Annotated in this window: 20 protein-coding genes; 12 read left to right on the plus strand and 8 right to left on the minus strand. The window is 65.2% G+C overall.

Translation table 11 applies throughout. The features are described from left to right. Positions 1 to 6 precede the first annotated feature (6 nt). The 3 genes from JRI60_RS28900 to JRI60_RS28910 all read right to left on the minus strand — a co-directional run bounded on the left by JRI60_RS28900 (position 7) and on the right by JRI60_RS28910 (position 2,648). Positions 7 to 1,104, minus strand: a complete 1,098-nt coding sequence (locus JRI60_RS28900; RefSeq protein WP_204219108.1) for an outer membrane beta-barrel domain-containing protein — start codon at positions 1,102 to 1,104, stop codon at positions 7 to 9. A gap of 12 nt (positions 1,105 to 1,116) precedes the next feature. Next, positions 1,117 to 1,932 carry an outer membrane beta-barrel domain-containing protein gene (locus tag JRI60_RS28905; RefSeq protein WP_204219109.1) on the minus strand — a complete coding sequence of 272 codons (816 nt, stop codon included), beginning with the start codon at positions 1,930 to 1,932 and terminating at the stop codon, positions 1,117 to 1,119. 272 nt (positions 1,933 to 2,204) lie between these two features. Beyond that, a complete protein-coding gene (locus JRI60_RS28910; RefSeq protein WP_204219110.1) occupies positions 2,205 to 2,648 on the minus strand; it encodes an SRPBCC domain-containing protein in 444 nt (147 codons plus the stop codon). Between the two features lie 316 nt (positions 2,649 to 2,964). Between JRI60_RS28910 and JRI60_RS53610 the strand changes: the two genes are divergently transcribed. The 3 genes from JRI60_RS53610 to JRI60_RS28925 all read left to right on the plus strand — a co-directional run bounded on the left by JRI60_RS53610 (position 2,965) and on the right by JRI60_RS28925 (position 5,741). Next, on the plus strand, positions 2,965 to 3,294 hold the full coding sequence (locus tag JRI60_RS53610; protein WP_239469772.1) for a hypothetical protein: 330 nt from the start codon (positions 2,965 to 2,967) through the stop codon (positions 3,292 to 3,294). A 238-nt stretch (positions 3,295 to 3,532) separates the two neighbouring features. Further along, complete coding sequence (locus JRI60_RS28920) at positions 3,533 to 4,168, plus strand: hypothetical protein (RefSeq protein WP_204219111.1); 636 nt, start codon at positions 3,533 to 3,535, stop codon at positions 4,166 to 4,168. A 304-nt stretch (positions 4,169 to 4,472) separates the two neighbouring features. Continuing rightward, entirely contained in the window at positions 4,473 to 5,741 is a 1,269-nt protein-coding gene (locus tag JRI60_RS28925) for a hypothetical protein (protein WP_204219112.1), read from the plus strand. 36 nt (positions 5,742 to 5,777) lie between these two features. Here the strand turns inward: JRI60_RS28925 and JRI60_RS28930 are convergent, their stop codons facing one another. The 4 genes from JRI60_RS28930 to JRI60_RS28945 form a co-directional block, all read right to left on the minus strand. Continuing rightward, positions 5,778 to 6,164, minus strand: a complete 387-nt coding sequence (locus JRI60_RS28930; RefSeq protein ID WP_204219113.1) for a hypothetical protein — start codon at positions 6,162 to 6,164, stop codon at positions 5,778 to 5,780. Positions 6,165 to 7,093: 929 nt separating this feature from the next. Continuing rightward, on the minus strand, positions 7,094 to 7,819 hold the full coding sequence (locus JRI60_RS28935) for a hypothetical protein (RefSeq protein WP_204219114.1): 726 nt from the start codon (positions 7,817 to 7,819) through the stop codon (positions 7,094 to 7,096). Positions 7,820 to 8,013: 194 nt separating this feature from the next. Then, positions 8,014 to 9,414 carry a tetratricopeptide repeat protein gene (locus JRI60_RS28940; protein ID WP_204219115.1) on the minus strand — a complete coding sequence of 467 codons (1,401 nt, stop codon included), beginning with the start codon at positions 9,412 to 9,414 and terminating at the stop codon, positions 8,014 to 8,016. A gap of 238 nt (positions 9,415 to 9,652) precedes the next feature. After that, on the minus strand, positions 9,653 to 10,588 hold the full coding sequence (locus JRI60_RS28945; protein ID WP_204219116.1) for a LysR family transcriptional regulator: 936 nt from the start codon (positions 10,586 to 10,588) through the stop codon (positions 9,653 to 9,655). Positions 10,589 to 10,722: 134 nt separating this feature from the next. On the opposite strand from JRI60_RS28945, the gene JRI60_RS28950 reads away from it, so the two are divergent. From JRI60_RS28950 to JRI60_RS28990, 9 genes are read left to right on the plus strand one after another with little or no spacing between them, the layout of a single operon-like run. Next, positions 10,723 to 11,535: a hypothetical protein gene (locus JRI60_RS28950; RefSeq protein WP_204219117.1), complete on the plus strand. Its 813-nt coding sequence runs from the start codon at positions 10,723 to 10,725 to the stop codon at positions 11,533 to 11,535. After that, positions 11,532 to 12,782 carry a 3-dehydroquinate synthase II gene (locus JRI60_RS28955; RefSeq protein WP_204219118.1) on the plus strand — a complete coding sequence of 417 codons (1,251 nt, stop codon included), beginning with the start codon at positions 11,532 to 11,534 and terminating at the stop codon, positions 12,780 to 12,782. Before JRI60_RS28950 ends, JRI60_RS28955 begins: the two co-directional genes overlap by 4 nt. A gap of 14 nt (positions 12,783 to 12,796) precedes the next feature. After that, positions 12,797 to 13,600 (plus strand): class I fructose-bisphosphate aldolase, encoded by an 804-nt coding sequence (locus JRI60_RS28960; protein ID WP_204219119.1) that lies wholly within the window; start codon positions 12,797 to 12,799, stop codon positions 13,598 to 13,600. 55 nt (positions 13,601 to 13,655) lie between these two features. Continuing rightward, positions 13,656 to 14,351, plus strand: coding sequence for an amidohydrolase family protein (locus JRI60_RS28965; RefSeq protein WP_239469773.1), 696 nt, complete (start codon positions 13,656 to 13,658; stop codon positions 14,349 to 14,351). Then, positions 14,348 to 15,619, plus strand: coding sequence for a phenylacetate--CoA ligase family protein (locus tag JRI60_RS28970; RefSeq protein WP_204219121.1), 1,272 nt, complete (start codon positions 14,348 to 14,350; stop codon positions 15,617 to 15,619). Before JRI60_RS28965 ends, JRI60_RS28970 begins: the two co-directional genes overlap by 4 nt. 21 nt (positions 15,620 to 15,640) lie before the next feature. Further along, a complete protein-coding gene (locus JRI60_RS28975; protein ID WP_204219122.1) occupies positions 15,641 to 17,308 on the plus strand; it encodes a class I adenylate-forming enzyme family protein in 1,668 nt (555 codons plus the stop codon). Positions 17,309 to 17,335: 27 nt separating this feature from the next. Beyond that, positions 17,336 to 18,061, plus strand: coding sequence for a TenA family transcriptional regulator (locus JRI60_RS28980; RefSeq protein WP_204219123.1), 726 nt, complete (start codon positions 17,336 to 17,338; stop codon positions 18,059 to 18,061). Between the two features lie 28 nt (positions 18,062 to 18,089). Continuing rightward, on the plus strand, positions 18,090 to 18,506 hold the full coding sequence (locus JRI60_RS28985) for a cupin domain-containing protein (protein ID WP_239469774.1): 417 nt from the start codon (positions 18,090 to 18,092) through the stop codon (positions 18,504 to 18,506). Continuing rightward, on the plus strand, positions 18,503 to 18,934 hold the full coding sequence (locus JRI60_RS28990; RefSeq protein ID WP_204219124.1) for an OsmC family protein: 432 nt from the start codon (positions 18,503 to 18,505) through the stop codon (positions 18,932 to 18,934). Before JRI60_RS28985 ends, JRI60_RS28990 begins: the two co-directional genes overlap by 4 nt. A 12-nt stretch (positions 18,935 to 18,946) precedes the next feature. Here JRI60_RS28990 and JRI60_RS28995 read toward each other — a convergent pair whose 3' ends face one another. After that, entirely contained in the window at positions 18,947 to 19,411 is a 465-nt protein-coding gene (locus JRI60_RS28995; RefSeq protein ID WP_239469775.1) for an allene oxide cyclase barrel-like domain-containing protein, read from the minus strand. Positions 19,412 to 19,609 lie beyond the last annotated feature (198 nt).

Raw genomic sequence — 19,609 nt, forward strand, 5'->3', positions numbered from 1 at the left:
GCGGGCTCAGAAGAGGTAGGAGAAGCCGGCGTAGAAGCTGACGTTGTTGAGCACGTCCGAGGAGGGATTGCCGACCAGGTCCTTCCCCAGGACGATGTCCTCGCGGTAGTTCTTGTGCGTCTTCGGGTCCACGCCGTCGAAGCGCTGGTACTGGCAGCTGCCGCTCAGCCCCAGCTCCGAGAAGGGCCGGCCCGTGCCCCGGCCGTCCTCCAGCTTCTGGAAATCCTGCAGGTCGCACCCGTCCACGCGATCCACGCGGGCCGTGTAGACGAGGTCACGCACCTCCAACCGCACGGCCATGGAGTCGCCGAACTGCACGCGGAAGCCACCGCCCACCGAGCCGAGGAACTTCGTGCCCGTGTCACCGAAGCGCGCCGGGACGGTGAACTGCTCGCCGTCCACCTCGTTGGTGACGTCGGGCCGGATCAGCACGCGCGTGGAGCCGATGCCCGCTCCGCCGCTGAGCACCAGGCTGAACTGCAGCAGGTGGTTGTCGTAGAAGGCGAACTTGCCGTACAGCGGCGTCACCTCCACGCCCGCCTGCGCGCCCCACACCAGCAGCAGCGCCGAGGCCGCCTGCGCCTGCTCGCGTACCTTGTCGATGAGCTCCAGGTTGAAGAGGCTCTCGTTCGAGTACCAGTTGTACTGGGTGGACAGCTGCAGGCCGAAGTTCTCCTGCAGGTGATACGTGTAGTGGAGCGCGCTGCCGGCGTGCTGGGTGAACCGGCCGTTCACCTGCGCCACCACCGGGTAGAGCGAGAACTCGTGCCGGCCCTCATCCGCGAAGCGCTTCTTCTGCACCACGTGGACGGCCACGTTCGGGTTGTGCAGCGGCGCCCCGTTCACCAGCCGCTGCTGGTTCGGATCCGACACCGGTTGCAGCTCGGGCCCCAGGGCCTCGGCCAGTGGTGCGTCCGGCACCCGCGCTGGCGTCTGGGACTCCTCGGGCACCGGCTCGGGAGAGGGAAGCTCGGGCTCGGGCTGCTTCGGCTCCGGCTTCACGGGAATGGGCGCCGTCTCCGAGGGCGCCGACGGAATCTCCTGGGCCAGGGCCGGCGCGGCGGCCGCGGCCAGGAGCAACGCGACAAACGAGGTGGATCGCATGAGACGTCAGCCTCAGAAGATGAAGGTGTAGCCGAGGTCGAACTGCACCAGGTGCGTCAGGCCCGGATTCCGCGCGGGCTCACCACTCTCCCGCCCCGCCTCCCAGTCCTCGCGCACCACGTTCACGCGGTACTGGTCCGTGAAGACCCAGTCGCGCAGCTCGAAGCGGATGGCGTGCCCACTGGCCACGAAGAAGCGGAAGCCCACCGCGCCGGACACCACCGGCGCCATGCGCGTCTCGGTGCGCCAGTAGTTCTCCTTCGCGGTGGAGGCATCGAGCGGGTCCGACCGGTCATCGCAGATGCCCAGCTCGCGGTTCTGCACGCTGGTGCACTGGATCACCGACTGGCGCCGCAGCGAGGCCAGCCCGCCGCCGCCCCAGAGGTACGCCTGGAAGTGCGCCGTCTCGTCGGCCAGCAGCGACAGCTTGCCGTAGATGGGCGCCCAGCGGGCCCCCACCACGCCGTGGAGATTCATCTCCCACATGTCCTCGAGCTCGTCCGTGATCTTCTTGTCCTCACGGTTGAGGAAGCTCTCGGAGATGGAGCGCGCCAGGCCCGTGTGGCGGCTGAGCGCATAGCCGGCCCGTGCCTCCAGGCCGAACGTGTTGAAGAGGTTGTAGGCCACGCCGACGTTGAGGTTGTAGTGCGCGGTGAGGTACTCGCGCACCGGCAACCCCACCGAAATGGACGCCTCCAGGTGCTCCTCCGGAGAGAAGAGCCGGTGGCGCACCGCGGCCGGGTCCAACACCTGCTGTTGCGCCGAGGCGGACAACGCCGTCAGCAGCAACGCCAAGGAAGCGGAGAGTGGAAGCGTGCGTGCAGTCATAGCCGTGTGGGGCCACGATGTGTGCACGCGATTTCCCACGCACAAGGGATCGGACCTCACCTGTGGCGCGCAGTTCGCATCTCCGGGGCCCGAGGCGCCCACCAGCCAACGTTTCCGCCGTCAAAAACCCGGGGAGCGAGCGAGGGGCCGCGGATCACGCCCCACGGTCCGTTGGTTGGACAACACTCTCGAAGGCAGCAGCGTGGCCGTGTGCTGACCGCGGGTTGTCGCGGGGCTGTCGGTGGAGAACCAGGGTTTGTGGCCTGGAGGTCTCACTCACGCGCGAGTAACGACTGGAGCCGGTCGAGGTTCTGCTCGTTGGCGGTGTCGCTAAGGCGGCGCATCTTCGCGGCGACCTCGGGGCTCTCGAACTCCTGGACCCAAGCCAGGTGCGTTTTGTCACCGCGAGCGGTCAGTGTCACCGTGAGCCTGAACCATGGCTTTACGACGTGCTCGATCACGATCCTGGTATCTGGCTGAATCTCCCGGAAGACACTCTCGTTGGGGTAGTTGGCACCATTCGGGCCGTGCATCACAAAGACCCACCGACCGCCGGGCTTGAACTCAAACTGCTCGAACGTGTTCGTGAAGCCGCTCGGCCCCCACCATTGAGCGAGGCGATCCGGTTGCTCGAACGCGGCGAATACCTGTCGCGGGTTGGCTGGTAATAACCGCTTGGTGCTAACGGCAGCGTTCGGGTTGTTCGCTTGGGACATCGGCAGCTCCTTCGTGGCCTGACATTGAATGCTGAGACCTTGGATGCGGCCCGGACCGCGCCGATTGAACAGCAACGCGACGGTGGACTGCAAGCGAAACGCAGCCGTGAGCGACAGATTCCGGCGCGACGGTTGGCTGGCGCAGCCACGACCAATAGCTCCCTGGCCGTCAGACGGATTCCCGGGAGCCCTGGGGCGCTTTTCTTGGCAGGGCCGCACATGTGGCCATTGGCAGAGCGTACGTCGTGCAGCACCCCTCCAATCGCGTCTTCCTCAACACCGTCGACCTCTCCACCATCGTGGAAGAGGGGGAGAGGTGAAGCCGGACGATTCCGTGCTCCGCTTCTGGGACGTGCTCCAGGAACCTCGTTATGCGTTCTGGTCGTTCGATGACAATTCCACGCTGGAAGAGCTCATGGAGGACCTCTGGCGCAAGACGCTGGAGGCCTGGTGCCCCGGAGGCCCCGCTTCGGTCCGCGAGCACCTGGCCCTCACCGTGGAGCGCATGGCTCGCGCCACTCGGGAGGCCCGGGAAGTTGCGGCTACTGCCCCATTCGCCCGCCCCTCGTTCACTTGTGGTGTTTTTCACTACTCTCACAGTGAATTCGCGAGTTTCTCACCCGCGCCGACTTCTTCCAGACCGTGAGACAGGCGTTCTCCGGATTCCGGACTCACATTATTTTTCCGGAATCCTATGTTTTCCAATTGACGAGAGCATGAGAGCTCGCGCACACTCCGCGCCGTTGCTTGTTTGGGTGAGCAGTGCTGCGTTGGATGGATTCGAGAAAGAAACAACTCAGCCTGCGCGGCTCACCCCACGGCGACAGCAACACGCGGCTTGGACCTCGGGTTCGAGCGCATTCTCGCAACAGGAGAAGTCAACTGTGAATAAGGCAATTGCAGGGATGATGTTCTTGGTGGCGGCGCTGGTGTCTCTCAACGCATCCGCGGCCTCGTACACCCGGAGCATCTCCAGCCCCAATGGCTTGTATCAGGGCGACATGCTCATCTCGCAAAACGGCCAGTATCGGATGCTGCTTCAGGGCGATGGAAACCTCGTTGTCTCTCGCATTTCCGACAACTCGCTGGTCTGGGCGAATTACGCGTATGGCACCACGGTCGTCATCGTGCAACCCGACGGCAATTTCGTTGCATATAACACGAGCACCAGCCCTACTACGGCGGTCTGGAACACCCAGACGGGGGGCAAGGCGGGCACGGGTTCAACGCCAGTCACGCTCTACCTCGAGGATAATGGGACGCTCAAGCTTTACAACACCAGCGGCTCCCTGATCTGGACGACAGCCGTGGTCCAACCGTACTGCGGCGACGGCGTCTGCGGTTTCGGCGAGAATTCCAACACCTGCCGGATCGACTGCCCCGCGTACTGCGGCGACGGCATCTGCGGTACCTTCGAGAATTCCAACACCTGCCGGATCGACTGCCCCTCGTACTGTGGCAACGGCTATTGCGACATGTTCGAGTCCCGGAGCAACTGCCCGTTCGACTGCCCGTTCTAAAAGTCTGTTTCGGTAGGAGCGCGTGGACCCAGATGATGATGCCTGGCGCGAAGTGCGGCATCGTCAGAGAGGTGTCCTCGCGCTTCTGCTGGCTCCCCCGGCGCCGGGGCCACCCCAGCAGGTGTGGTGTTGAGCCTGGCGCAGCCCTCCGCCGATCTGGTGCGGCCTGGCCGATATGCCAGAAGAGCTTGTTCGTTGATCATCCTGAAGCACGCAAGCCAGGGGCTCTTCACGAATGAGGAGCCCTCTCTCCCACCCGGGAGAGAGCTGGCCCGGTACCAACCGCGCTTCAAGAGGATCCACCATGTCTCGTCCTGGTCTGGTAGCCATCGCCGTGATCGTCGCGTGCGCACCCGCACTTGCGTCCCCCGTCTCGAGCACCGAAGCTGAACAGCTCGCGTCCGTCAGCGCCCCCTTCGCGGTGACGCGCGAGCACGTCACCGACGACATCTATCACTACCAATTCGACATCCGCGTCGGTTCCACGCCGAACGCACGCGTGCGCATCCACCGCGTCGTCCGCGAGCTCTCGCCGTGGCGACCACGTCCGACCAGGCACGCGGTGATGCTGCTGCACGGAGATTTCGCCAATTTCGTCACGAACTTCGTGCCGTCGCTCGGCAATCCCGCGTCGCCGGCCCCTGGGCTCGCCCCCTATCTGGTGTCCCGTGGCATCGACACATGGGGCGTCGATCGGCGCTGGACGCTGCCCACCGCAGACGGTGATATCTCCGATATGGGTGGGATGGGCGTCGACCAGGCGATCGGGGACACCGCTGTCGCGCTCGCCTTCGCGCGGGCGACGCGGACCGTCACCGACCGCGATCCGGGTCGGATCGTCCTCGGCGGATTCTCGCATGGCGCCCAGCTCACCTACGCATACGCCGCCGCCGATGGTCGCCACGTCTCGGCGATCGCCGCGCTCGACATCTACTACGACATCGCGCCCGAGGATGCCGATCTGAGGGCCTTCGCGTGCGCCAATGCCGCGGCGGAGCGCGAGGCTCTCGCCCAGGGAGTGACCGACTCCAGCAACAGCCTCTTCATCACGGCGGGCCAGTTGGCTCGGAGCGCGCCCGATGAGACCTCTCCCCTGTTCCCGTCCTACACGAATCGCGGAGTATTGCTCACGCTGGCGGGTCTGACCTGGTGGCTCGCGCCGTACACGCCCGTGTACCACTTGAGCGCGCCCATCCTCGATGCCAACGGCGATGTCTCGGCGATGAGCGAGTCGTCCGAGGACAGCGTGAGCGCGTGGTTCGCTGGCGCGCCGCCACACCAGTCATTGCGAGAGGCCGCGGATTTCGATGACATCTGGTGCGGCGCTTCGCCGCGGCCCGAGCTCGCGAGGATCCGCGTCCCGCTCTTCTATCTCGGCGCTGCTGGCGGGTTTGGCGACCACGGTCTGTACTCGACAACGAGGGTCTCGTCGACCGACATCACCACGCGCGTCATCCGTCGGTTCGGGCCGGAGCGAGTCGCCGAGGACTTCGGCCATGGCGATCTCTTGTACGCGGAGGACGCGCCGACACTCGCCTGGGGACCGTTCGCGGCGTGGTTGCTGCGCCACTGACCCGTCGACCTGGTCCGACAAGAACCGGTGTTTCAACTAGGCACCGGGCAGCACGAAGATCCGCACGCGCCCGTAGTTGTCGGTGTAGGGCTTGTCGACGAGGCGCACCTGCAGCGCGTTGCCGTCCCCCATCAGCTCATAGGTGTATTTGTGGTCCGTCGCGTTGAAGGACGCCGTGCTGGACGGGTGCTTCCACGTCTTCCCCCCGTCCAGGCTGACCTCGATGGTGGTCGCTCTCAGGGGAGCAGGCTCCGGGCTCTTCTCCAAGCCGGAGCCCTTTGGCCACGCGAAGGCGAACTCGGGGTCAAGGCCCACCTGCTGGTTCGCTCCCTTCGGGCTCGGGAACATGGGCGCGGGATCCGCCTTGCCCGAATTCGCGCCGGGGTTGGCCATGCCTCCCCACGCGCTATAGGTCCCCTTCATCGTGACGAGATACGGCTTCCCCGCTCGAGCACCCTCTCGCTACGGATGGGGGTGCTGCTCTGGGAGTCGAGCCAGAGCTCTTCCTTCTGCGCCCACGCGGGAGCCGCCGCCAGCATCAGCATGCCGGTGCAAAGCGTGAGGGAAGCCGAAAAACGCCTCGTGTTCTCCATGGTCATCTCCATGGGTGTGGACGAGGGTTGAGCAACAACCATGCCTGCCCGTGGCAAGGTGCTTTTCCTTCGTGGCCAGAGGGAAACACCCGTTCGGGCCATGGTCCCCATGGACGGCTTCGACGTGTCAGCCAGCACCGCTGACACGTCGGCCCGTCTTCAGCGCAGGCTGTTGGAGGCCGGAAGGCAGGCTGGCGTGCGGCGAGCGTGTAGAGCTCAAGGGTGAGCACGAGGTCGTCCGGGCCGGTCGTGAGCTCATCGTGCACGAGGTGGACGACCGTCTCGGCCAGCGCGTCGAAACGCTCTGCCATCTTCCAAGGTCTCGACGGTTCATCCATTCCTTGCCGGCCTCTTCAGAAAGCCTCAGGGTCCCCCTTTCCATGGAGGAGAAAATTCGCCAATGCCCTCCCTTGGCAAAGGCATCAATGCTGAGCCTACGATTGCCTGAGGGTTGTGATTTGGCTGTTACGACTTGAAATCGATCAAGGCCTGGTGGCTTTGTGAAGATAATCTGCGGTGACTTTGATGGTGGGAGCCGCTCGGCTTCGTTGTTTGGCGTCAACCAGCCATAGGCGCGAGACAGATATGCCTGATGGATGAGCGATGTGTTGAGCGCGCTCCAGCGCGGGCCTGCTGTCGGCGGAGGCAAGCGAGCTGGGGCGCGGACTGCCCCGGTACGTGGAGCGCGACTTCGCCAGGTACCTGGAGTGCGGCGTGCTCGCGCACGGCTTCGCGCGAGTGCGCTGTGAAAGTGGAGACTTAGCGTCCGGGGATGAGGTCGTCGGGGACGTTGCCGCGCAGGAGCAGGCGATTGAGCTCCTCGACACGCTCGCTCTGGAAGGTGTCCGGGCATTCCAGGTAGCCGTCGAGCGGCGTCTGCGGCTCACCGTCCTGGCCTGGCTCGATGAGGAGCACCTCATCCAGGGAGCCATCCGTCCGCATGAGGGAATCACCAACGGAGAGCTCTCCGGCCCGGAGCATCCACCCCTCCTGGTTGACGAGCGGATGGGCCGGGCTCACCAGCAGCCGGCCTCCGGACCTCAGGTGGAGTGTCACTCCCTCGCGCGCCGCGAACCCTGGCTCGCACACCCCATCATTGATGACGTGCACGGGCTTGTAGATGTACGACAGGGCAATGATCTGATCTCCCGTGTAGTGCGCATTCCAGGTTCCCTTCGCCCCAGGGCCCAGGAATCGGTTGTAGTTGTCGAGCGAATCCACATACAAGGGGTAGATGTAGTAGCCGAGGGCAGCCGCATCATCCGCTTCGGCATCCAGCAGCTTCATCCAGAACCTGTTGTCCCTGGTACCAGCAAGGCCGTAGGGATTCTGGGTGGCCCAGTACCGAGCCCAGATCTGGCGGCCCCGAGCCTGGTCCTGATTGATCGAATCAAACGTGCACGGATACACGCTGAGCGTCCAGGATGCTTGGGCATTCAATCCCAGCAACAGGGTGAGGGCGGGAATGGCAAGATGCTTTCTCATCATGGGTCCAAGTCGGGAAAATCCAGGTTTCCCACGTGAAAAGTGGATTCATGTGAATATGACTCAATCCACACTGTGAGTAAAGCAGGTTTGCGGAGTGTGTATTTTTCCAGGAGCACCCGCTCCGAGTCCCCCTACCCAGGTGGCTGGTGGCTCGGCCGCTTCCGGTATTCGCGCGGCACGGAGCGCCGCGCCTACTCCGACAGCAGCCCAAGAGAGATGGCCCGCCTCCTCATCTCGGCGGCATGCTCTGAATTCTGGGTGACGCCGCGTCCCATCATGTAGCTCTGGCTGAGGTTGTCGCACGCCCTGGCATTTCCGTTGAAGCAGGCCATCTCGAACAATTTGACGGCGCGGCTCGAGTCCTGGACGACGCCCATGCCATTGTCGTAGCACACGCCAAGGTTGCCACACGCCGAGGCATTCCCCTTGCCGCAGGCCTCGTCGAACAGCTCGGCGGCACGGCTCGGATCCTGGGGAACTCCCGTCCCATTCAAGTAGGCCGCGCCCAGGTTGCTGCAGCCTTGGGCATCCCCGCTCCTGCACGCCTTGCCATACAGCTCGGCGGCACGGCTCGAATCCCGGGAGACGACGCGACCCTTGCCGTACAGCGAGCCCAGGTTGCTGCAGGCCCCGGCATCCCCCCCCGTGCAGGCTTTCTCCAGCAGCGCGACGGCACGGGACGGGTTCAGGGCCACGCCGCGGCCCTCCAGATGGAGCGTGGAAAGAAGGCCGCAACCCTGTGCGCTTCCCCCCGTGCAGGCCTTCTCCAAGAACGCGGCCGCACGACTCGGGTTCTGGACCACACCGTGGCCCTCCAGGTAGAGCGTCCCGAGCACATAGCACCCCGGGGCATTGCCGCGTGCGCAGTCCTTCTCGGACACCAGCAGGGCAGCGGCCCGGCCCCGTTCGACGGCGGCGTCACTGCGGCCGACATCTCGGCCCTCGACGTACAGATTGACCGGAGCGTCCAGCTTCGGCACTTCCGCGTCGGGAATCACCGCCTGGCCCTGAGCGTCGGTGCGCGCGAGGATCTCCCCGCGACCGTTCGTGCTCACGAGCTTGACCTCGACCTGGCTGGCGGGCACCGGCTCTCCGCACGGAGCGCGCCCGCGCATCAGGTCGACCTCCACTTCACCGAGATGCTCGCGGCGCTCGCTCGAGGTGAGCTCCTGGTGCACATAGGGACTGCCCAGCAAGACACCGAGCAGGCTGAAGCTGATCGCGCCTCCAAGATAGAGGTTCCGATCCTCGCGCGATTCGGTCTGGAATCCCTTGATGCCCATGATGGCGCCCGCGACGAGACCCACTCCCCCCACCACGCCCCACAACGGAGGAACCTTGGAGCCCTCGGGCCCCTTCGTGGTGATGAGGGTGCGGTCGAGCACCTGGCGCTCGCGCCGTTCGCACATCTGTTGTCGGAACGCGCTCACAGAGATGGGCCGGCCGGCATCGGCCGAGAGCCGGGCGCTGTAGACGCTCTCCTGGGTGGGCTTGGACACGGGTTCCGAGCGCAGCAGCACGTCCTCGTTGCGCGTCTGGGTGACGACGTGGCGGAACGGGTTGCAGCCGTTCGTGGTGATCGCGATACACACCGAGGCTGCGGTGATACTCCAGCGCCTCGGAAAAGCATTCATTCTCAATAGTCCCATTGTGCCCTCTCGCTGCCGTCAACCTAATCGATCTCGAGCGGAGGGTGTCAAGCTGAGTGGCATGCCCAGCGCGCCTGAGGTTGAGTCCATCTCCACCCAAGCCCGTGCGCCGCAAGGGTGGAATGCGATCGCCCGGCCGCGAGGCTCAAAGCCTCGCGGACCCGGTCGCGGCCCACGAAGATTACCGGTCGCGGCCGAGGGGCTCTCCTTCTCGGAATTCCTTCTGGAGTGCCACGGCGACGAACTCGACGAAGCTTTTGATCCGCAACGGGATGTCCCGCCGCGGGGGCAGCACGATCTGGATCGGTAAGGACTGCGACGTCCAGCCACGGAACACGTGAACCAGTGAGCCGCTCTGAAGTTCATCCTTCATGAGGAACTCCGGAAGCCATGCGAGCCCCATGCCTTCCATGGCCATGGACTTCAGGATCAGCAAGTCGTTGCTCAGGAAGAGGCTATTCACCTGGAGCTGGCGCTCATCACCGCCGTTGATCAGTGACAGCCGCTGCTGAAAGGACCCGAAGCCTGAGAAGCCGAGAAAGGGAAGCTCGGTGAGGTCGACCGGCTCCTTCGGCAGACCGCCGTGCTCGCCAAGAAAACCCGGGCTCGCGGCAAGGAGCAGGTACGTCTCTCCCAGCTTCCTTTGAAGGATGGAGCTGTCCTTGAGCCGGCCCACGCGCACGGCGAGATCGAACGAACCGCCGAGCAGGTCGACATGGTCGTTCGAGAGGTGAAGGTCGACCTGCACTCCCGGATGCAGTTTCAGGAAGTCCCGGCAGACGCGGCTCATGAGAAACTGTCCGATGTCCTCGGCCACGCTGAGCCGGATGGGCCCCGAGACTTCATGGGTATTCTCCGTGAGCTCGTCGATGGCCTCGTGCACCTGCTCCATCAGCCCCTGCATCCTCAGATAGAAGATCTGGCCTGCTTCCGTCAGCCGGAAGTGACGCGAGGAGCGGTGGATGAGCCGCACGCCCAGCTCGGCCTCCAGCGCCGAGATGTTGCGGCTGACACGTGACTTCGGCTGCCTCAGTTTCGATGCGGCCTTGGTGAAGCTGCCACTGGTGGCGACCTCCCTGAAGATTTCGATGCGGTTGAGGTTGATGTCCCGGGACAAGCGTTCTCCGTCGTTGTTCCAGCGTGTGGAACGTTGGGTTGCGGTCCCGTTCCCTCCCTCCGGAGCAGCTTTCATGGGAATCGTCCTCTCACGACTTCCGGGCATGTCGCGGTGCCCGCAGAGAGGGAGCACTGATGCATACATTCACAGGCCTGGGCGGCGTGAACCGCCGGCAGATCATGAAGTTTGGAGGCGCCGCGCTTGCGACCGCCGCGCACATCCGCAGTGCGGCGGCCCGCATTCGTGCCGAGTTCTCAAGAGGCCATCAGGTCATCGCCGTGGTGAGCGCCATGGGCGACGAGACGGATCGCCTGGTCGCGCTCGCGGCCCAGCTCTCTTCCGAGACAGCACACGCCGAGGTCGACGCGGTGCTCGCGGCGGGCGAGCAAGTCTCCGCGGGGCTGATGGCGTTGGCACTCCAACAATCCGGCATCCGGGCGCGGTCCTTCCTGGCCAGCCAGATCCGCATCCGGACCGACGGATGCTTCGGCAACGCGGGCATCGTCGAGATCGAAACGGCGCGGCTGGAGGCCTCGCTCTCCCGGGGAGAGTTGCCAGTCATCGCGGGCTTCCAAGGCGTTGACGCGGAGGAACGCCTCGTCACGCTCGGGCGCGGCGGCTCGGACATGACGGCCGTGGCGCTCGCCGTCAGCCTTCGCGCCGACGTCTGTGAGCTCTTCAAGGATGTCGACGGGGTCTTCGCCGAGGATCCACGCCGCAATCCCCACGCACGGAAGCTGGAGCGCATCTCCTACGGGCAAATGGACGCCCTCGTGAGAGCCGGGGCCCAGGTTCTCCAGCGCTCCGCCGTGCAGCTCGCGGCCCGTCACGGTGTCCGCCTCCACGTGCGTTCCGCCTTCCATGAAGAAAGCGGCACCTGGGTCGGCCACGACGAAACCGAGTTTCCCCTGAACCCAACGCATCACATCCAGAAGGTAGCCATATGACACACGAACTGACGAACGGATACTCCCGCACCCGGCCAGAGGAACTGGCGGTGCTCCGCAAGCCCATCCGCCTCGAGGCGATGACCGGAATCTCAACAGCTGGGAAGCAGAACCAGACCCAGATCTGGTTCGACACGAAGGACTTCTCGGCGCCGCAGGACCATCAGGGCCTGTTCCTGCGGCTGGGGCGCTTCCACTACACGGGCGTCCTGCTGTACCCGCGGAACCTCGAGGCCCTCCTGCCAGCGGTTTCCGGAGGGCAGAGGGCCGCCGTTCGTCTGGAGTCCCTGGGGGAATTGGAGGCGTTGCTCGCCCAGCGGATCCAGTCCCCGCTGATCGTGGTGTCGGCGGATCAGGACGTCCTGGCTCGCGCGGGTGAAGCGGGCCTGTCCACCTGCCTCTACCAGTACGTCGACGACGGCGAGTCCCTGCACCGGTCCATCCAGCAGGGCTTCCGCCATCCGTTCCTGATGATCTGCTTCCGCGACCCGACGAACATCCCTCTGGAGCTGGTGATCGCCTCCCTGCAAGCCACCGGCACCACCCTCATCAAGGAGATCGCGAACCCTACCGACGTCGACGACGCCATCGTCACCCTGGGCGTCATGGAGGTGGGAGCAGATGGCGTGATGTTCTCGCCAGTCGAGCATGAGGTGCTGGAAGGCTTCGCGCGCAGGCTCGCCGAGCGGGGCCAGGAGCACGTCGCGCTCGAACCGGCCACGGTCACGAAGTCCGAGCCGATCGGCATGGGCTTCCGGAGCTGCATCGACCTGGCGACGCTGTTCGAGCCGACCGAGGGGATGATCGTGGGCTCCACCTCGCAGGGAGGGGTGCTGTGCTGCCCGGAGGTGTTCTTCCTTCCCTACATGGAGACGCGTCCGTTCCGCGTCAACGCGGGAGGTGTGCACAGCTACGTCTACAACGCCGCGAACCGGACCCATTACATGAGCGAGCTCAACGCGGGTTCGGCCGTGATGGTGGTTACCTCCGACGGCAGCACCCGGCAAGCGCCCGTTGGCCGGATGAAGACCGAACTGCGGCCGCTGCGGCTCATCGAGGCTCGCTTCGCCTCGGGAGAGACGATCAACGTGATTCTCCAGGACGACTGGCACGTGCGTGTCTTCTCGCCCGAGGCAAAGCCTCTCAACATCACCGAGCTGCGGCCGGGCGATCGGATCCTGGCTCACAAGGCGGCGCCGGGCCGCCACGTCGGAATCAAGATCGACGAAAACATCAAGGAAAGCTGAAAAAGGTCCCTGAGATGAACACGGCGAAGAAGGTACGGCTCGGGAAGATCCTGGGCGCGAGCAGCCAGCGGGCAGTGATCGTCCCCATCGATCATGGGCTCACCATGGGACCCCTGACGGGAATCGAGTCCACGGCCCGCATCGCACGCTGGATCGGCCATCCCGGCGTCGATGCAGTCCTCGCACACAAGGGAATCCTCTCGCGTCTGGCGGACCAGGGCGCCCTGGACCGCAAGGGTGTCATCCTTCACCTGAACGGGATGAGCAACCTCTCCGATTCGGTCGATGACAAGGAATGGCTGACGAGCATCGAGACGGCCCTGCTGCTCGGGGCCGACGCGGTGTCGCTCCAGGTCAACTTCAACGGACGGAATGACCGGGCGAACTGGAAGATGCTGGGACAAGCGGTGGATGGAGCGGCCCGCTACGGACTGCCCGTCCTGACCATGCTCTACGACAAAGTGGGCGAGGAGCCGCGGCGCTTGCACCGGCTCAAGCAGCTGATGCGCACCGCCGTGGAGCTGGGCACCGATGCGCTCAAGATTGGGATGAGTGAGCGGCCGGAACTGCTCCGCGAAGCGCTCGAGGACGTGCAGAGCGACGCCCTGGTCTTCGTCGCCGGGGGCGAGCTGACGGGCGACGAGCCCCTGCTGGAGCACGTCTCGAATGCGCTCCGGGCGGGGGCGCGGGGGGTCTGCATTGGACGCAACATCTTCGTGAAGAAGAGTCCAGCGTTGCTCTTGGAGCGCCTCTCGGAGCTCGTCCACGGAGAGCCCGCGCGCGGTGAGCGGGAGGTGGCCCTTGCCAGCGTTCGTTGATAGCCACGCCCACCTGTTGGCGACGCAGGAAGCTTTCGAGCGGCTCCTTGCCACGATGGATCGGCTTGATGTCGAGCGCTGCATCGTCGTGGGAGGAGGACTACTGCCGCCCCGGCAGCTCTCCCGGCAGATCCTGAGACAGCCGACGCAAGCGGAGACGCAGGGGTTGACGTGTGACAACCGCTCGGTCCTCTCTCTCTGCGAGCACTCCGGGGGCCGGCTCGTGCCTTTCTACTTCGCCAATCCCTGGCTGGACCCGAAGGAGTACCGGGAGCTCGGACCGCGCTTCGCGGGCCTGAAACTGGGGCCCGCGGTTCATGGGGTGCCGCTCGATTCCCCAAGGACCTCGGCCTACCTGGATGTGGCTCGAGAGCACGGGCATCCCGTGTATCTGCATTGCCTGGACCGTGACGGATTCCGGGTCACGGACCTGGTGCGCCTGGCGGAGCGGTACACCGGGCTCCGGTTGATCCTGGGCCATGGCGGAATCGGCGAGCTCGACTACGACGGGGTCGACGCGATCGCTGGGTACCCGAACCTTTATTTCGAGACCTCGGGGGCCTTCAAGCACGTGATTCAGTACGCGGCCGACGTGCTCGGTGCCTCTCGGATCCTGTACGGGTCCGAGTACCCCCTGCAGAGCGCGGCGGCGGAACTCTGCAAGGTCCGGGAGCTCACCCTGAGCGATGCGGAAATGGAGGCAATCACCGGCGGCAACATCCGGCGTCTCCTCGCGAGAGCCAGCTCATGAGCTCACCAGCGCATGCATTTCCCCGGCAGCAGCTGGAAGAGGCCCTTCTGCGCGCCCGGTCCGCTCCCTTCTACGAAGGCCGGTTGCCAAGGGCGGAGAAGCTCGACCGGCGGAGCTGGGAGCGGTTGCCACTGACGAGGAAGGAGGATCTGCGAGCGGCCTACCCCTTCGGGCTTCTCGCTGTCCCGCAAAGCCAGCTCAGCACCTACCACGAGTCCTCGGGAACAAGCGGACATCCCATCTCCTCGTATTTCACCGAGAGCGATTGGGAAGACATCCTCTCGCGCTTTCTGCGCAATGGCGTGAGGCTTTGCCGGGAAGACATGGTGCTGATCAAGACGCCCTATGCGCTGGTGACGACCGCCCACCAGATGCATGGCGCGGCACGCTCCGTGGGCGCCTCCATCGTTCCCGCGGACAACCGCTCGGCCAACATGCCCTACTCCCGCGTGCTTCGGCTGCTGCACGACCTGCCGGTGACGGTCGCTTGGTGCATGCCTACCGAAGCGCTTCTCTGGGCCTATGCCGCGCGAAGGGCGGGACGGGCCCCCGCGCGAGATTTTCCCCGGTTGCGAACCTTCCTGGCCGCCGGAGAGCCCCTGAGTGCCGCGAAGCGCGCCCACATCGAGGCACTCTGGGGTGGAAAACGCGTCCTCATCGATTACGGCTCGACCGAGACCGGTAGCCTGGCGGGAGAGTGCGAGCAGGGGCGGCTCCACCTCTGGAGCGACCGGCTCTACTTCGAGGTGCGCGATGCCCAGACGGGTGATTTCCGTGAGGAAGGGGCGGGAAGCCTCGTCGTCACGCCCCTGTTCCGCGAGGCCATGCCCCTCATCCGCTACGATCTGGAGGATGTGGTCGAGATCTCGCATGCACCGTGTGGGTGCGGCCGCACGCTGCCAACCATTCGCGTCTTGGGACGGAAGACGGGCGTGATGAACGCTGGCACCCGGGCATTCTCCGCCCTGGAGCTGGAAGAGGCCGTCTATGCGAACGCCGCGGAGACAGGCTTGTGGTTCTGGCGAGCCCGCGTCCGGGACGGTGCGCTGGAAGCCCAGATCCACGTGGAGACGCAGAACGAAGACGCGGCGTGCAGGCGCATCCTGCAAGCCATTGAAGCCACTGTCCCTGGAGTCCGCGTGAGGGTCGCCGCCGTCCCGGCGGAGTGCTTCGTTCCGGAAGCGCTGCTCTCACGAGAGGTCCCGATGCAGAAGCCCCGTTTTCTCTTCGGCGAAAACGAAGACTGGAAGTCACTGGATTACGCCTGACCCGTAGGAAAGAGCCATCACATGACTGCAATGCCATCCACGCTCGTCGCTGACGAGCTCCGTCTCCAACTTGCGAAGGACCCGATGCTGGGCGCCGGCAATTTCCTGGATTGGGCTCTGAAGGTGAGCCCGGACCCGCGAGTGCCCATTCTCCATCTCGAGCGCGAGCTGGAGACGTTCACGGGAGAGAAGTTCCAGCAACTCAGCCTCGAGCAGCTCGCCCGCCTCGCGCACCTCTACGCCCGGCTCTACAAGAAGCTGGGGGTACGCACCGCGGATCCCGTCTTTGTCTACCTGGACGACGGGGTGGAGTACCTCATCCACTACCTCGCGCTCACGCACCTGGGCGCGATCGGAGTCCTCACCAACGGCAACATGGAGCCCCGGATCGCCGCGGCGCATGCGCGCAACGTCGGCGTGGCCGGCGTCTTCACGGATGCGTCCCACATCCAGGCCCTGCGTCCCCTCGTCCAGGAAAGCGTGACCGGGTTCATCGTGACCGAGGCCGATATCCGTGGAACCCAGGAGGCATCCCTGCCCACCTACCGGCGGCACGAGTTCTCCGCCGATGACCCGATCATGATCGCGCACTCCTCGGGAACGACCGGCATTCCCAAGGCCGTGCTGCTCCAGCACGAGCGCTTCTTCCATGGGGTGCGCTACCGCCTGGGAGTCCCCAGGGTCACCGGAGGCGAGCGCATCCTGTCATCGCTCCCCCACTCCCATAACTGCGCCATCGCCTACCTCATGCTCGCGCTGCTGAGCGGGACACCGGTCTACATCGCCTCCGATCACTCGGGACGCGCGGTGCTGCGGCAGATCGATGCGTTCAAGCCCAGCATGGTTGTCTCCTTCCCGCAGACCTACGTCGAGATGACCGAGTGCGAGATGGACGCCTTCGATCTTTCCTCGGTGAACCTCTGGTTCAATGGCGGCGACGCGGCCCATGAGAGCCATATCCGGGCGCTCATCCGCCATGGCTTCCATGAGCAGAACGGCCAGCGGCAGCCCGGTTCGGTGTTCATCGACGGCATGGGCTCCTCCGAGATGGGGTTCTCGCTGTTCCGCCACGTCCATACGCTCAAGACCAATCACTACAACCGTTGCGTCGGGCGGCCGCTCGAATGGGTGGACGCGCAGATCCTCTCCGAAGAGGGGGACAAGCTTCCGCCATTCCAGGTCGGGCGGCTCGGGGTGAAAGCGCCTTCGGTGACAACGGGGTACTGGAACAACAGCCTGCTCACGTACCGGTCCCGTCTCTCGGGCTACTTCCTCACCGGAGACCTGGCCTACCGCGACGAGGAGGGCCGGATCTTCCACGTGGATCGCACTCCGGACGTGATCCTCACGCCCAGCGGGCCGGTCTATGGCCTGCAGACCGAGGAGTTCCTGCTGAGCCGCTTCTCGGCGATCGCGGACTGCGCGGTGTTCGGCCAGCAAGACGGGGCCACGGGTGCCGTCCGCGCGGTGGCCTACGTGCGGATACGGCCGGACTCGGACCTCTCGGGCCACGACACGTCAGAGCTCGCTGGCCGTTTCAACCAGGAGCTCGCGCGCGCGGGCCTGCCCACGCTGGGAGGCGTCCTGGCCGTCGGTGTGGACGACATCCCCCTGGGGACCACGGGCAAGGTCCTGAAGCGGATGCTGCGAATGAATGAGCCCCGGCCCACGCCGCAATCGGCGGCCTGAGCCTGAAACAAGAAAAGGAATCGTACAATGACCCCTGCTACTCAGCTGTCGGCCCGCTGGGACGGCCTGCTCCCGAAGGAATCCCTGGAGCGGCTCGATGCCACCGAGTTCCTCACCCGCTGCCGCCAAGGAACCGCGGCCCGCGGCGTGCTCGAGAGATTCCTCGTGCAGCAGTACCACTACTCCCGCCACTTCACGCGGTACCTCTGCGCCTTGCTGGCGAACCTGACCAGCGAGACCGACCGCTTCGCCCTGACGGAGAACCTCTTCGAGGAAATGGGGCTCGGCGGCATGGGCGAGGTGCCCCACTCGCAAATCTACCGACGGATGCTGGACGCCTTCGGATTGGAGCCCTCGGCCCAGCCGCCGCTCGCGGAGACAACGGCCCTGGTGAGGAACATGTTGCGGCTCTGTTCGGACTCCGATCCCCTGGTCGGACTCGGCGCGCTCTGCCTCGGCGCGGAGGCCATCGTCCCGCACGTCTACCAGCAAATCCTCACCGGCCTCCTGAGCGCTGGTTTTCCGGAGCGGGACCTCATCTTCTTTCCCATGCACATCGATGGTGATGATGACCATGCACTGACGATGAAGCACATCATCGAGCGTGAGCTCGCCGAGCGGCCCGGCAAGCGGGACGTGCTGCGCGCGGCCGCGGAGCAGAGCATCGAAGCGCGCCGCGCGTTCTTCGCGGCCCTCACCGCGTCCGAGGAGCAATCCGCTGGCGCTTCGAGGAGGGCCTCCGGTGCACTTTAGCTCGAAGGATTTCGCTCAAACGCGGGCGGTGCTCCGCGCTCGAGTGCCCGAACGACTGCACCACGCGGGAGTGACGGAGCAGGTCCACGGCGCGTTCTCGGACGAGCGGGGCCACGGCGTGGCGATCGTGGACCTGCCATCGCGAACCCTCAGCCTGACGATCGGGCACCTGCGGGCCGGGCAATCCACACGGCTGCACCGGCACAACTACGAGACAATCCTCTACATCCTGAAGGGCCAAGGCTACACGCTCGTCGAGAACCGGAAGGTCGAGTGGAAGGCCGGTGATGCCGTCTACGTTCCTGTCTGGGCCTGGCATCGCCACGTCAACACCGACACGCGGCTCGAGGCCGAGTACGTGGCCTGCGAGAATGCTCCGCTCCTGCAGAACCTTGGCGAGATTGCCCTCCGCGAAGAGGCGCCCCCACAGGAAGGTCACGAATGAGCCAGACACACATCAAGGCACGCTGGAAGGGTGGCGCGGGTGGAAGCGGCTTCCTCCAGGCAAGCGAGGGCTTCGAGACCCGCGTGACGCTGCCGAAGGACTTCCAAGGGCTCGGAGAAGCCGCTACCCCCGAGAACCTGCTCCTGAGCGCCGTCGCGAGCTGCTACCTCATCACCTTCGGAATCATCCTCGACAAGGCGGGGATTGCGTACGAGGGCCTGGAGCTCGAAGGAGAGCTGCGGATGGACATGGCCCCCCGGCCCTCTGTCCAAGCGATCATGCTCCTCCCGCGCATCGTCTCCAGCGCGAGCGAGGAAGCCCTCCGGACCCTCTCCGAACGAGCCGAGCAGTTCTGCCCCATTGGCCGGGCCGTGGCGGGAAATGTCGCGAAGTCGGTCCGTCTGACGGTGGTCGCTCCGGGCTCCTGAGCGGATGCACTTCTACTGCTTCGCCTTCAGGAACGTGAGCACCTGGGTGAACGTCCTGTCCCCGTTGGGGGTGGTGGCCAACACCCCGCTCGCCCCCACATAGGCGCCCGTACCACCCATGATCGGAATCAGGGAGGTGCCGGTTTCGGCCTCCCGGCCCGCGACGGTGATGGTTCCATCGGCCATCGTGAGCGTCCACTGGCACTCGCTGAACTGGCCGGGCAGCGTCCGGATGCAATAGCCACTGTTGGAGCCGATGTTCTCCTTCTCCGCGTTCAGCAGCGGCTGATCAAACACAAACATGTCACCCGGTGAGTCACCCGGCGCTCCCACATCCACCGGCGAGGCAATCCCACTGCGGGCATCAGCGATGGTGGTCAACGTCCAGGACTCCTCCGCGTGGGCGTTCTCGACACAGCCCAGCATCGGGGTGGTCAGTGCCACGGCACTCACAGCCACGAACAGGATCTTGCGCATCGGGTTCTTCCTTTTCACTTGCATGAGGCGTCCAGGACGCCGAAATAGCCCCACATGAAGAGAGAGGGGGCCGCTCCGCTCGAGGTCCCGTCACTGCAGGACAGATGCCAACGTGGCGGCCCTCGGATTTCAGGCATTTGAGCCCCTGAGAACCAGGTCGGCACGCCCACTGACACGTCAACTGACACGCAGCGGGCG

The organism is Archangium violaceum (genome assembly GCF_016887565.1).
Lineage (GTDB): Bacteria > Myxococcota > Myxococcia > Myxococcales > Myxococcaceae > Archangium > Archangium violaceum_B.